Origin of the sequence: Delftia sp. CH05, assembly GCF_009827015.1 — a bacterium.
GTDB lineage: Bacteria > Pseudomonadota > Gammaproteobacteria > Burkholderiales > Burkholderiaceae_C > Comamonas > Comamonas tsuruhatensis.
Genome location: NZ_WUMG01000058.1, coordinates 23,246 through 36,589 on the forward strand (window position 1 = coordinate 23,246; position 13,344 = coordinate 36,589).

Consider the following 13,344-nt stretch of genomic DNA (forward strand, 5'->3'; position numbering starts at 1 on the left):
CGGCATGGGCCCGCTGTGGCCGACCCTGCTCACGGTCGTGGCCCTGGTCACGGCCATGGCTGCTCTGCCCTGGCTGCTGCGCCGCTTTCAGCAGCGCACGGCTGCGCTGCGTGGCGCAGCCGGCCTGCAGTCGCGGGTGCTGGGCGCCGTGGGCGTGGGCCCGCAGCAGCGGGTGGTGACGGTGGAAGTGGGCGAGGGCGCGCAGACTGTGCGGCTGGTGCTGGGCGTCACGGCGCAAAGCATCCAGTGCCTGCATGTGCTGCAGGCCCCGGCCCCTGCTGATTTTTCGGCTGCGATGGCGCAAGCGCGCAGCCTGCCTGCGGACGGTGCGAATGTCTGAATATTCCTGCAAGCGCCCGGCGCGCACGCTGAGCCAGGCCGCCGGCGCCGCAGCGCTGGCGCTGTGCTGCGCCACGCCGCTGGCCTCCTGGGCGCAGGGCGCGCCCGCCAGCCTGCCGCTGGTCATCGGCCAGGGCAGCGGTGGCACCAGTTTTTCGGTGCCCATCCAGACCCTGCTGTTCTTCACGGCGCTGTCGTTCCTGCCGGCCATCCTTTTGATGATGACGGGCTTCACCCGCATCGTCATTGTGCTGTCGCTGATGCGCCAGGCGCTGGGCACGCAGTCGGCGCCGCCCAACCAGGTGATCATCGGCCTGTCGCTGTTCCTGACGCTGTTCGTCATGGGACCCACCCTGGACCGCGTGTACCAGGAGGCCTATGTGCCCTACACCACGAATGCCGCGACCTTCGAGCAGGCCATTGAAAAGGCCGAGGCGCCCATGCGCGACTTCATGCTCAAGCAGACGCGCCAGTCGGACTTTGCGCTGTTCGCGCGCCTGGCCAAGCTCGAAGCCGGCGTCACCGCAGAGACCGCGCCGCTGCGCGTGCTGGTGCCGGCCTTCGTGACCAGCGAGCTGAAGACGGCGTTCCAGATCGGCTTCATGATCTTCATCCCCTTCCTGGTCATCGACATGGTCGTGTCCTCGATCCTGATGTCGCTGGGCATGATGATGCTGTCGCCCGTGCTGGTGGCCCTGCCATTCAAGCTCATGCTCTTCGTGCTGGCCGATGGCTGGAACCTGCTCATCGGATCGCTGGCGGCCAGCTTCGCCGTCTAGTCCCGTTTTATTGGAAATCCTTCCATGACCTCCCAATACGTGCTCACCTTCGGCCGCGAGGCACTGACCTTGCTGCTCATGATCTCCATGCCCGTGCTGGGCGTGGTGCTGGCCGTGGGCCTGGCCGTCAGTGTCTTCCAGGCGGTGACCCAGGTGCATGAGGCCACGCTGGCCTTCGTGCCCAAGCTCATCTCCGCCGTGCTGGTGTTTGCCATTGCCGGTCCGTGGATGCTGAGCACGCTGGTGGATTTCATCCGCCGCACCATAGAGACCATTCCGCAGGCGGTGGGCTGAGCCCTTCGCCGCGCGCAGGAAACGCCGCCGTGATCACCTTCAGCGAAGCCCAACTGGTGGCCTGGCTGTCGCCAGTTCTCTGGCCGTTTCTGCGCGTGCTGGCCATGTTTTCCGTGGCTCCCGTGTTCTCGCAGCGCGTCATTCCCATGCGGCTGAAGATCGGCCTGGCCTTCCTGGTCGCGGTGTGCGCGCAGCCCGTGCTGGGCGACCAGCCCGTGATCGGCATCAACTCGCCGCAGGCGCTGGGGACGCTGATACAGCAGGTCGGCGTGGGACTGGCCGTGGGCTTTGCCGTGCGCCTGGTGTTTGCCGCCGTGGAGGTGGCGGGCGAGGTGGTCGGCCTGCAGATGGGCCTGAACTTCGCCAGCTTCTTCGATCCCACGACCAATGCCCAGCTCAGCGCCGTGGCGCGCTTCATGGTCCAGATTTCCACGCTGCTGTTCATCGTCATCAACGGACACCTGCTGGTGCTGATGGCCGTGCTCAAGAGTTACGAGGCGTTTCCTGTGGACGGCAGCTTCCTGCAGGCCATCAACCAGATGCGGCTGCACGAGATGGGGGCGGCGGTCTTTGCCAGCGCCTTCTGGATCGCCCTGCCCATGGTCGCCATGCTGCTGTTCGTGAACCTGGTGCTGGGCATCATTTCGCGCGTGGCACCGCAGATGAACATCTATGCCGTGGGCTTCCCGGTCACGCTCACCGTGGGCCTGACGGGATTGATGGCCACGCTGCCGCTGCTCGAGCAGCCCCTGGTCGCCTTGCTGCAGCGCGGCATCGCGGTGTTTGGCACCTCAATGTAAGCAGTTGTGAAAAACAACAGATTTTCCGCTCTGCCGGCCGCAAAAACCTCAGATCAGCTGGTTGTGGATGGCGTAGGCCGTGAGTTCGGCGTTGCTGCTCATCTGCAGTTTTTCCAGCACGCGCGCCCGGTAGACGCTGACGGTCTTGGGGCTGAGCATCAGCTCGGTGGCAATGTCGGTCAGCCGCTGCCCGGCCGCGATCTTGATCAGCGTCTGCAGCTCGCGCTCGGACAGGCTTTCATGCGGCACCTGGGGTGCGGGCTGGGCCAGGCTGTCGGCCAGCATCTGGGCCACTTCGGACGTCAGGTACTTGCGGCCCGTGGCCACCGTGCGCACGGCCTCGATCAGCAGCATCGGATCGCCCGCCTTGTTGGCATATCCCTGGGCGCCCGCCTTGAGGCAGCGCAGCGCGTACTGGTCCTCGGGGTACATGGAGACCATGAGCACCTTGATCAGCGGATGGGTCTCGCGCACGCTGGCCAGGGCCTCCAGGCCGCTGCGGCCGGGCATGTTGATGTCCAGCAGCAGCACGTCGCAGGCGGCGGTGCGCAGCTGCTCACGCAGCTCGGCATAGCTGCCTGCTTCTGCGGTGACGCTGATGTCCACTGCCTCGGCCAGGGTGTCGCGGATGCCCCGGCGCAGCACCGCATGGTCGTCGCACAGCACCACGTGGATCAAAGTCGGCCTCCTGGAAAAAGGGTCACGCCGCCATGGCGTTCAGCATTCATTGCCCGGGATATTAGGGCAAGCGCCGCCATCGTCCAGCGGAATGGAGACGATGACCGAGGTTCCGCGTCCGGCTTGACTGCTGACATCCAGCCAGCCCCGAACGGTGCGCGCGCGCTCGCCCAGACCGCGCAGGCCGAAGGATTCGGGCTTGTCGCGGGCGCCGTCGGCCAGGCCCACGCCGTCGTCCGTCACCTCCAGCGTGAGAAAACCTTCGCGGTCCGAGAGATCGATGTCCACATGGCGCGCCTGGGCATATTTGCCGACGTTGGTCAGCGCCTCCTGGGCCGTGCGGTAGGCCACGACCTGGATGTCGGGCGCGATGTCCATGCTTTCGCGGCTGCTGCGCACACGGGTGGGCACGCCCGTGCGGCGCTCGAAATTCTCGGCCAGCCACTGGACGGCGGCCACCAGTCCCTGGTCCAGCACGGGCGGGCGCAGGTTCATCATGATGCGCTGGCTGGCGCCCAGCGCGTGCTCCAGCATCTCCAGCGCAGCCAGCGCATGCTCGCGCAGCCCGCCCTCGGGCGCATTGCGCGCGATCCAGGCCACGTCGAACTTCACCGAGGTCAGCGAGCCGCCGATGTCATCGTGGATCTCGCGGGCGATGCTGGCGCGCTCGCGCTCGGTGGAGGTCTGCAGGTGCTCGGTCAGGTCGGCCAGGCGCCGCTCGGACGCCGCCAGCTCGGCCGCCGCGCGCCGGCGTGCCAGGCGGGCCTCGTGCACTTCCAGCGCATGCGAGACCACATGGGGCAGGCGCGTGATGTGGTCCTTGAGCAGATAGTCGCTGATGCCTTCGCGCATCACATCCACGGCGGCCGACTCGCCGATGGCGCCGGACAGCAGCACGAAGGGCGGATGCCCGGGCTGGCGGCGAACCAGCTCCCAGGCATCCAGCGCCGTGAAGCCGGGCAGGTGGTAGTCGGCCAGGATGAGGTCGAATGCCTGGTTGTGCAGCGCAGCTGCGGCATCATCGAGCGTGTCGACCACGACAATCTCGCAGACCAGCCCGCCGCGCAGCAGGCTCAGCCGCGCCAGCGCCTGGTCGGCGGCGGAATCCTCGATGTGCAGTATGCGCAAGGGCTTGTGCGGTGGTCTGGCATCCCCGGGGGCGCTATCATGAGATACATTTTGGAACATAAATGCAAATGGTCGTGTACACCAAGGGATGCGCGGCATTCCCGTGAACGATTGACAAGGGTTGGCCGTGCTGCAAGGCACGGCGCACGTTGGGCTGAAACGCTGGTGGTGGAGTAACAATGCAGTCAATGCACAAGCCTTCGGGCGAGCCTGCCGTCCCCATGCCCGTCATGGTGGCCGCAGACCTGCAGGATGCCTTGCTGGTGGCGATGCGCGATCTGCAGCGCCTGGAAGGCCTTCTCAATCACGCAACGCAGAACCTGCTGGACCGTTTCGACGAGACCCATGGCCAGCTGGCCGGCGAGGCGCTAGCCGCCTTGCCCCAGCTCGATGCCGCCCGGTCCACGTTGAGGCTGGCGGTGACCGAGTTGCAGTTTCACGACATGTCCTCCCAACTGATCGCCCATATTACGAAGATTTTGCAAGGCTGCGCGTTCCAGTTGGCCGCAGCCACCATGGGTGTGGACGAGGGAGAGGACGATTCCCTGGGCCTGCCGGCGATACCCGACCGGCCCAATCCCGTCACGCAAAGCGAGATGGATGCTGGCTCGGTCGAACTGTTCTGACCGCTGACCATGCACCCATCCACCTTTTATTGCCCGTCTGTTGGAGCTATACATGCGATCGATTCTGGCTGTTGATGATTCCCCCTCGATGCGAAAGATGGTGGCGTTCACCCTCGCAGGAGCGGGATTTCGCGTCGTGGAGGCCGTGGACGGCGTGGATGCGCTCGAAAAGGCCCAGCTCGAACAAGTCGATCTGGTGCTGGCCGACCAGAACATGCCGCGCCTCGATGGCATCGGCCTGACGCGCAAGCTGCGCGAAAACCCGAAGTTCCAGAACACGCCCATTCTCATTCTCACCACCGAATCCAGCGACCAGATGAAGCAGGCCGGACGCGCTGCGGGCGCCACGGGCTGGCTGGTCAAGCCCTTCGATCCGAACCGTTTGATCGAAGTCATTCAGAAAGTAATGCGTTGAGCCGATAAGTACGGGCAACAGGAAACAGCAGGACCAAAGATGGCGGATCTACACCAGGATGGGGCAGGAGCGGGCGCAGACTTCGACCTGAGCCAGTTCTATCAAATCTTCTTCGAAGAAGCGGCCGAGAACCTCGACCAGATGGAGCAGATGCTGCTAAATCTGGATCTGTCGGCGGCCAACGACGAGGAGCTCAACGGCATTTTCCGTTGCGCGCACTCGATCAAGGGCGGCGCGGCCACCTTCGGCTTTGCCGATGTGACCGAGCTGACGCACCGCATGGAGTCGCTGCTCGACCGGCTGCGCCGGCACGAGATCACACCGATTCCGGAAATGGTCGACGTGCTGCTGGAGTCGGCCGATGCCAGCCGCAGCCTGCTGGCACGCCACCAGGCCGGCAACGAGGGCGAGGCCCTGTCCACCACGGATCTGGTGGCGCGCATCGAGATGCTGGCAGAAGGCCGCAGTGCCGTGCCTGCAACAGCCGCCCCGGCCGCTGCACCGGCGCCGGCGCCTGCTTCCGTGGCAGCGCCGGTCGAGGCGCCCGCGCCTGCCGCGCCCGTATCGGGCGGCGCCGTCGGAACGGCACCCGCCAGCGGCGGCCGTTCGCTGCACATCCTGATCGGTCCGCTGGAGCGTCTGGAGATGGCCGAGGCCATCAAGGAACTGTTCCGCGACATTCCCGGCTTGGGCCGCATCGAGGACCTGGCCTGCGATCAGCCGCAAAGCCGCCTCTTTGCCGTGCAGACCTCGTCCACCGACGACGACCTGCTCGATCTGTTCGCCTTCCACGTGGCCAAGGAGCAGGTTCGCATCACGGCAGCCGATGAGACGGCCGGGGCCGCTCCTGCAACCGAAGCGGTGCAGGTGGCCGAAGCCCCCGTCGCCGAAGAGCATGCCGCGCACGATCCCGACGCCGCCCTGGCCTCGGTCGCCATTCCGCCCGCCGAAGAGGCCTACGGCTTCTTCAACGGTGCACCCGGCATGCCCCAGGCCGACGGCGCGCTGGCCATCCAGCCGGCCGGTGCCGCGGCCAAGCCTGCTGCCAAGACGGCTGCCCAGGCGCAGCAGGCGCAGATGGAGTCGACCAGCATCCGTGTGTCGGTGGCCAAGGTCGATCAGCTCATCAACCTGGTGGGCGAGCTGGTCATCACCCAGGCCATGCTGGCGCAAAACAGCCACGGGCTGGATGCATCGGCCTACCAGCAGCTGCTGGCAGGCCTGGCCGATCTGGACCGCAATACGCGCGACCTGCAGGAATCGGTGATGTCCATCCGCATGATTCCCATGTCCACCGTGTTCAGCCGCTTCCCGCGCATGCTGCGCGACCTGGCCGGCAAGCTGGGCAAGAAGATCGACCTGATCACGCTGGGCGAAGCCACCGAACTGGACAAGGGCCTGGTCGAGAAGATCACCGACCCGCTGACCCATCTGGTGCGCAACAGCGTGGACCACGGCATCGAAATGCCCGAGGAGCGCCTGGCCGCTGGCAAGTCCGAGCATGGCACGCTGACGCTGGCAGCCTCCCATCAGGGTGGCTCCATCGTCATCGAGGTGCGCGACGACGGCCGCGGCATGAACCGCGAGAAGATTCTCAAGAAGGCCCGCGAGCGCGGCATGGATGTCTCGGACAGCATGCCCGATCAGGACGTCTGGCAGCTGATCTTCGCGCCGGGCTTCTCCACGGCCGATGTGGTGACCGACGTGTCCGGGCGCGGCGTGGGCATGGACGTGGTCAAGCGCAACATCGCGGCGCTGGGCGGCTCGGTGGAGATCGAGTCCAACCAGGGCAAGGGCATGCGCGTGGCCGTTCGCCTGCCGCTGACCCTGGCCATCATGGACGGCATGTCGGTGGGCGTCAGCGACGAGGTCTACATCCTGCCGCTGTCCTCGGTGGTCGAGTCCTTCCTGGTCAAGGAAGAGGACGTCAACACCGTGGCCAACGGCACGCAACTGGTCAAGGTGCGCGACGAGTACATGCCCGTGTTCGCGCTGGAAAAGACCTTCCGTGTGCCGCGCAGCGACACCAGCCAGTCCAGCAACATCATGGTGGTGGTCGAGTCCGACGGCAGCCGCGTGGCACTGCTGGTCGACGAGCTGCTGGGCCAGCACCAGGTGGTGGTCAAGAACCTGGAATCGAACTATCGCAAGGTGCCCAACGTTTCGGGCGCCACCATCCTGGGCGATGGCACGGTGGCGCTGATTCTGGACACGGGTGCGCTGGTGCGCCGCGCGCGCCACTGAATGGGACAGGGATACCTGACGACAAACGACGGAGCCGCAGGCAGAGCCTGCGCGCCGCCAAAAACCATGGCTTTCGCCACCACGGCGCGGGCCCGACAGTTGAGGAGCTGAGCAATGAGCGTGATCGCTAAGACTGCAGGCGTCGCCACCGGCGCGCGCGAGTACCTGACCTTCCGCCTGGACCAGGAGGAATACGGCATCGACATTCTGAAGGTGCAGGAAATCCGCGGCTACGAGCCGCCCACGCGCATCGCCAATGCGCCGGAGTTCATCAAGGGCGTGGTGAATCTGCGCGGCACCATCGTGCCCATCGTGGACATGCGCCTGAAGTTCAACTGCTCCCAGGTCGAATACAACAGCTTCACCGTCGTCATCATCCTGAACCTGCGCAACCGCGTGGTGGGCATCGTGGTGGACTCGGTCAGCGACGTGATGGAGCTGGCTCCCGAAGCCGTGCGCCCCGCGCCGGACATCGAAAGCGCCATCGACAGCGGCTGCATCCTGGGCCTGGGTTCGGTGGGCGAGCGCATGCTCATCCTGCTGGACATCGAAAAGCTCATGAACAACGTGGATATGGGCCTGGTCGCTTCGGCCGACTGAGACCCGTTCTTGCACTGAGCGCCCTCATGCGATCCGGTTCTTCCAATGCGGCACTGGCCGCGCGCCCCGTCGCTGACGACGGGGCAGCCAACGGGCCCCTGGCCCAGGGGCGCGAATTCGAATGGTCGTCGCGGGACTTCGCCCGCGTGCAGGCGCTGATCTACCAGCGTGCCGGCATCAGCCTGCACGATGGCAAGCACGCCATGGTCTACAGCCGCCTGTCGCGGCGCCTGCGCGAGACGGGCTACGACAGCTTTGCTACCTACCTGGACTGGCTGGAGTCCCAGTCCGATGGCGTGGAGTGGCAGGAGTTCGTGAACGCGCTGACCACCAATCTCACCGCGTTCTTTCGCGAGCAGCACCATTTCGAGATCTTTGCCCAGCATCTGCGCAGCAAGCCGGCCGGCACGGCCTGGAAGGTCTGGTGCAACGCGGCCTCGACCGGGGAAGAGCCTTACTCCATCGTCATGACGGCCCTGGAAGTGCTGGGCGCCACGCCCAGCTTCCAGTTGCAGGCCAGCGACATCGACTCGCGTGTGCTGGACACGGCGTCGGCCGGTGTCTATCGCGCCGAAAGCATCAAGGGCATGAGCGCCGAGCGCCTGCACCGCTTCTTCCTGCGGGGCAAGGCCGGCAATGCGGGCCTGGTGCGCGTCAAGCCCGAGCTGCGCCGCTTGGTGGAGTTTCTCAACGTCAATCTGATCCGTGACGATTGGCCGTTCCGCGATCCCTTCGACGTGGTCTTCTGCCGCAACGTGATGATCTACTTCGATGCGGCCACGCAGCGCCGCGTGCTGGAGCGCATCCACCGCGTCATGAAGCCCGGGGGCCTGCTGTTCGTCGGACATGCCGAGAACTTCAGCGACTCGCGCGATCTGTTCACGCTCAAGGGGAAGACGGTCTATGAGCGCCGCTGACGCAGGTCCTGCCGCACACAAGGGGGTCTTCCCATGATCGGAGACCGCTCCGCCTTCGCTCCGCCCCCGCCGCCTTCGGAGCGCCGCCGCACGCCGCGCATCAACAGCTATACCGCTGCGGACTACCCGGCGCCGGGCGACCCGGTGCCGCGCTCCTCGCTGGAGCAGCTCAAGCGCCAGCAGCGCTACCCCGGCGAGGCGTCGTTCTTCTACTACGACCCGCATTTCCAGCACAACGCCGTCAAGGTGCTGCCGGGCGAATACTTCGTCTCCAACGAGGACGTGATCCTGGTCACCGTGCTGGGCTCGTGCATCTCGGCCTGCATCTGGGACCGCACCATGCGCGTGGGCGGCATGAACCATTTCATGCTGCCCGACGGCGACTCCGCTGATGCGTCGGGCCGCTACGGCTCGTACGCCATGGAATTGCTGATCAACGAAATGCTCAAGCTCGGCGCACGGCGCGAGTCTTTGCAGGCCAAGATCTTCGGCGGCGGGCAGGTGATGCACAACTTCACCACCATGAACGTGGGCGAACGCAATACCGCCTTCGTCACGCAGTACCTGCAGACCGAACGCATCCCCATCGTCTCGGAGGATGTGCTGGACATCTACCCGCGCAAGGTGGTGTTCTTCCCCGCCAGCGGCAAGGCCATGGTCAAGCGCCTGGCACATGCCCATCCGGAGGAGCTGGTACAGCAGGAATTCACGCGCGGCAATGCAGCCGTCGTGGCACGCAATACGGCAGGCGGCTCGGTCGACCTGTTTTGAGGAAGGTTCAAAGGAATGGACAGGAAAATCAGGGTGATCGTGGTGGACGACTCTGCGCTGGTGCGCAGTCTGCTGTCCGAGATCATCAATCGCCAGCACGACATGGAATGCATCGGCTCGGCCAACGATCCGCTGATCGCACGCGAGATGATCCGCGAGATGAATCCCGACGTGATCACGCTCGATGTGGAAATGCCCCGCATGGATGGCATCGACTTCCTGGGCCGGCTCATGCGGCTGCGCCCCATGCCGGTGGTCATGATCTCCACGCTGACCGAGCGCGGCGCCGAGGTCACCATGCGCGCGCTGGAGCTGGGCGCCATCGACTTCGTGGCCAAGCCGCGCGTGGGCGTGTCCAACGGCCTGCAGGAGCTGGCCGCGCAGATCGTGGACAAGATCCGCGTTGCTGCCGTGGCCCAGGTCCGGCGCCTGCCGGTCGCTCCGCGCAGTGCGGCTCCCGCCACCGGCAGCGCGGTGGCGCCGGTCTCCGCCTCGGCTGGCATGAGCGCGCCGCGCCAGGCTGCACCGGCGTCGCTGCTGGGGCGGCTGTCCACGGAAAAGCTGATTGCCATCGGTGCCTCCACCGGCGGCACGGAGGCCATCCGTGAAGTGCTCACCCATCTGCCGGCCGACTGCCCGGCCATCGTCATCACCCAGCACATGCCGCCGGGCTTCACCACCAGCTTCGCGGCCCGACTCAACAGCCTGTGCCAGATGACCGTGAAGGAAGCACAGCAGGGCGAGCGGCTGCTGCCCGGCCACGCCTACATCGCACCGGGCGGCAAGCATTTCTCCGTGCAGCGCAGCGGTGCCAACTATGTCGCCGTGGTGGATGACAGCCCGCCCGTGAATCGCCACAAGCCTTCGGTCGAGGTGCTTTTCAAGTCGGTGGCGGCCTGTGCGGGCCGCAACGCCTACGGCATCATGCTCACCGGCATGGGTGCCGATGGCGCGGTCGCCATGCGTGAAATGCGCGATGCGGGCAGCTACAACTTCGTGCAGGACGAAGCCAGCTGCATCGTCTTCGGCATGCCGCGCGAGGCCATCGCCCATGGTGCGGCCGACGAGGTGCTGCCCCTCAACCAGATCGCCTCCGCCTTGCTGGGCAAGCTGCGCATAGGTTCGGACCAGGTTCACCACCGCATTTGAGTGCAACGGCCGGTCCTGGCGGCACCCATGAAAAAAGAGCGCCATGCGCTCTTTTTTTTCGTCCGAAGAAAGCTCACTCCGACAGTGCGCTCCAGCGCTCCAGCGCCTCCATCAGCTGCTCATCGATCTCGCCATCGCGCTGATGCAACTGAACGGCGCGGGAATTGTCGCTGGCATACAGCGAACCATCGGCCAAGGCTTCCCGAATGGACTTCTGCTCTGCCTCCAGCGCTGCAATGCTTTCGGGCAACTGATCGAGCTCACGCTGCTCCTTGTAGCTGAGCTTGCGCTTGGGCTTGCCGTCGCTGCGTGCCGCAACGGGCTTGGCCTCTTCCTTGGATGGCTTGGGCTGCGCGGCCTCGGCCAGATCGCGGCTGCGGCGGGACTGATCCAGCCAGTCCTGCACGCCGCCTTCATATTCGCGCCATTGGCCCGGGCCTTCCCAGGCGATGGTGCTGGTGACCACGTTGTCCAGGAAACTGCGGTCATGGCTGACCAGAAAAACGGTGCCGTCGTAGTTCTGCAGCAGGTCTTCCAGCATTTCCAGCGTCTCGATATCGAGATCGTTGGTCGGCTCGTCCAGCACCAGCACATTCGCGGGCCGGGCAAACAGCCGGGCCAGCAACAGGCGGTTGCGCTCCCCGCCAGACAGCGAGCGAACGGGGGAATGGGCGCGCGCCGGAGAGAACAGGAAATCCGACAGATAGCTCTTCACGTGCTTCTTCTGGCTGCCGATCTCGATCCACTCGCTGCCGGGGCTGATGAAGTCCTCCAGCGTGGCATCCATGTCGATCTGGTGACGCATCTGGTCGAAGTACGCCACCTGCAGATTCGCCCCCAGCCGCACCTGGCCGCTGTCAGGTGCCAGTTCGCCCAGAATCATCTTGAGCAGCGTCGTCTTGCCTGCGCCGTTGGGTCCGATCAGGCCCACCTTGTCTCCGCGCAAAATGGTGGCGGTGAAGTGGGAGACGATGTTCTTGTCGCCAAAGGACTTGGCCACATCCGTCAGCTCGGCCACGATCTTGCCCTGGTAGCCGTCGCCTCGGCCCGACGCAATGTCCATCTTCACGCCACCCAGCACCTCGCGGCGGGCAGCGCGGTTGGCCCGCAACTGCTCAAGCCGGCCGATGCGGCTCTGGCTGCGCGTGCGGCGGGCTTCCACGCCCTTGCGGATCCAGACCTCTTCCTGGGCCAGCAGCTTGTCGGCCTTGGCATTGATCACGGCCTCCTGGGCCAGCTGATCCTCCTTGGTCTGCTGGTACTGGACGAAATTGCCGGGATACGAGCGCAGCGTTCCACGATCCAGCTCCACGATGCGTGTGGAAACCCGATCCAGGAAGGATCGATCGTGCGTAATGGTCACCACGCTGCCCTTGAAGTTCAGCAGCAACTCTTCCAGCCACTCGATGGCGTCAAGATCCAGGTGGTTGGTCGGCTCATCCAGCAGCAGTACATCGGGTCTCGCCACCAGGGCCTGGGCCAGTGCCACGCGCTTCTTCATCCCGCCGGACAGGGTGCCCACCACGGCTTCGGGATCCAGGTGCAGCCGCTGCAGAGTCTCCTCCACGCGCTGCTCCCAGTTCCAGGCGTCATAGGCCTCGATCTGGGACTGCAGCGCATCGAGATCCTCGCCCTCGGCGCCAGCCAGGTAGCGGTCGCGCACGGCAATCACCTCGGCTATGCCGGCGGATGCCGACTCGAAGATTGTCTGCTCGGGCACAAGCACCGGCTCCTGCGCCACATAAGTAATGCGGATACCGGACTGCGTCTGGACCTGGCCGTCATCGGCCTTGGCCAGTCCGCCAAGAATCTTCAACAAAGAGGACTTCCCTGCGCCGTTTCGACCGATCAGGCCCACACGTTCGCCGCTCTCCAGGGAAAACTGGGCGTGGTCGAGAAGCGCCACATGCCCGAACGCCAGTTGGGCGTCTAACAAAGTAATCAATGCCATCGTGCGCGCATTATCTATGCGGGCCCGATTCCTGGCACAGGCGGCAAGGCCTCACGCCCGTAGCCTGCCCGCTAGGGCAGGCTACGGGCCGATGGCGAAGGGCGTGGTCTCGGTTGCTTTGGCAACTTGAAGGGAAGTTCACGAATTTCACGCCATCGGTAAAAACCCATGCTATAGTTCGATCCCTCGTCGCCACACTGCCTTGCAGACAGCGATGAGTCAGAAAAGTCTTGTAGACAGCACGAAAAAACGTGCTACAATGCAAGGCTCTGCTGAAGAGAGCGATGCAGATCGCTGGTGTTGAAAAAATCGAAGAAATTTGATTGCAACGACGCTAAAAACTGTGCTAGAATTCAAGGCTTCGCTGATCGCAGCAAGTCAGAAGCAARAAAGAAATTCTTCGCTTCGATCCTTAAAAATATACAGCCGATAAGCGTGGGCGTTTGAGGCGAACAGCCAAGTTCTTTGGAACTCGGCTCTTTGAAGCCAAAAAACGCTCATGAGAATAGAAGTGAAGTTCACTTCAATTCCGTTTTTATGAGTTAGTCGAAAGACTTTAAATTCAAGATCGAACTGTAGAGTTTGATCCTGGCTCAGATTGAACGCTGGCGGCATGCCTTACACATGCAAGTCGAACGGTAACAGGTCTTCGG

The 13,344-nt window shown here is 64.6% G+C and carries 14 protein-coding genes and 1 rRNA gene; 12 read left to right on the forward strand and 3 right to left on the reverse strand.

The genetic code is table 11. The features are described 5' to 3' along the window. Positions 1-4 precede the first annotated feature (4 nt). The 4 genes from GRX31_RS27330 to fliR are packed head-to-tail and all read left to right on the forward strand — an operon-like array spanning position 5 to position 2,212. Entirely contained in the window at positions 5-340 is a 336-nt protein-coding gene (locus GRX31_RS27330; RefSeq protein WP_012202579.1) for a FliO/MopB family protein, read from the forward strand. Next, positions 333-1,118, forward strand: a complete 786-nt coding sequence (gene fliP, locus GRX31_RS27335) for a flagellar type III secretion system pore protein FliP (protein ID WP_016449327.1) — start codon at positions 333-335, stop codon at positions 1,116-1,118. Before GRX31_RS27330 ends, fliP begins: the two co-directional genes overlap by 8 nt. A gap of 24 nt (positions 1,119-1,142) precedes the next feature. Then, positions 1,143-1,412: a flagellar biosynthesis protein FliQ gene (gene fliQ / locus GRX31_RS27340; RefSeq protein ID WP_012202581.1), complete on the forward strand. Its 270-nt coding sequence runs from the start codon at positions 1,143-1,145 to the stop codon at positions 1,410-1,412. 29 nt (positions 1,413-1,441) lie between these two features. Next, entirely contained in the window at positions 1,442-2,212 is a 771-nt protein-coding gene (fliR, locus tag GRX31_RS27345) for a flagellar biosynthetic protein FliR (RefSeq protein ID WP_012202582.1), read from the forward strand. A gap of 48 nt (positions 2,213-2,260) precedes the next feature. Here fliR and GRX31_RS27350 read toward each other — a convergent pair whose 3' ends face one another. Continuing rightward, complete coding sequence (locus GRX31_RS27350; RefSeq protein ID WP_016449328.1) at positions 2,261-2,890, reverse strand: response regulator; 630 nt, start codon at positions 2,888-2,890, stop codon at positions 2,261-2,263. Between the two features lie 39 nt (positions 2,891-2,929). Beyond that, entirely contained in the window at positions 2,930-4,078 is a 1,149-nt protein-coding gene (locus GRX31_RS27355; RefSeq protein WP_016449329.1) for a hybrid sensor histidine kinase/response regulator, read from the reverse strand. 119 nt (positions 4,079-4,197) lie between these two features. Here GRX31_RS27355 and GRX31_RS27360 point away from each other — a divergent pair, with 119 nt between their 5' ends. The 7 genes from GRX31_RS27360 to GRX31_RS27390 all read left to right on the forward strand — a co-directional run bounded on the left by GRX31_RS27360 (position 4,198) and on the right by GRX31_RS27390 (position 10,740). Beyond that, the gene (locus GRX31_RS27360) at positions 4,198-4,644 is read left to right on the forward strand and encodes a hypothetical protein (protein ID WP_016449330.1); all 447 of its coding nucleotides are present in this window, start codon (positions 4,198-4,200) and stop codon (positions 4,642-4,644) included. Between the two features lie 52 nt (positions 4,645-4,696). After that, on the forward strand, positions 4,697-5,059 hold the full coding sequence (locus tag GRX31_RS27365; protein WP_016449331.1) for a response regulator: 363 nt from the start codon (positions 4,697-4,699) through the stop codon (positions 5,057-5,059). A 39-nt stretch (positions 5,060-5,098) separates the two neighbouring features. Continuing rightward, the gene (locus tag GRX31_RS27370) at positions 5,099-7,303 is read left to right on the forward strand and encodes a chemotaxis protein CheW (RefSeq protein WP_160855761.1); all 2,205 of its coding nucleotides are present in this window, start codon (positions 5,099-5,101) and stop codon (positions 7,301-7,303) included. Positions 7,304-7,417: 114 nt separating this feature from the next. Then, a complete protein-coding gene (locus GRX31_RS27375) occupies positions 7,418-7,903 on the forward strand; it encodes a chemotaxis protein CheW (RefSeq protein WP_016449333.1) in 486 nt (161 codons plus the stop codon). A 26-nt stretch (positions 7,904-7,929) separates the two neighbouring features. Next, positions 7,930-8,820, forward strand: a complete 891-nt coding sequence (locus GRX31_RS27380) for a CheR family methyltransferase (protein ID WP_016449334.1) — start codon at positions 7,930-7,932, stop codon at positions 8,818-8,820. A gap of 33 nt (positions 8,821-8,853) precedes the next feature. Beyond that, on the forward strand, positions 8,854-9,591 hold the full coding sequence (gene cheD, locus GRX31_RS27385; RefSeq protein ID WP_016449335.1) for a chemoreceptor glutamine deamidase CheD: 738 nt from the start codon (positions 8,854-8,856) through the stop codon (positions 9,589-9,591). A gap of 15 nt (positions 9,592-9,606) precedes the next feature. Continuing rightward, positions 9,607-10,740 carry a protein-glutamate methylesterase/protein-glutamine glutaminase gene (locus GRX31_RS27390; protein ID WP_034366524.1) on the forward strand — a complete coding sequence of 378 codons (1,134 nt, stop codon included), beginning with the start codon at positions 9,607-9,609 and terminating at the stop codon, positions 10,738-10,740. A 73-nt stretch (positions 10,741-10,813) separates the two neighbouring features. Here the strand turns inward: GRX31_RS27390 and GRX31_RS27395 are convergent, their stop codons facing one another. Next, positions 10,814-12,691, reverse strand: a complete 1,878-nt coding sequence (locus GRX31_RS27395) for an ATP-binding cassette domain-containing protein (protein WP_016449337.1) — start codon at positions 12,689-12,691, stop codon at positions 10,814-10,816. Between the two features lie 570 nt (positions 12,692-13,261). Here GRX31_RS27395 and GRX31_RS27400 point away from each other — a divergent pair. Then, positions 13,262-13,344: ribosomal RNA gene (locus tag GRX31_RS27400) — 16S ribosomal RNA — on the forward strand; the annotation flags it as partial.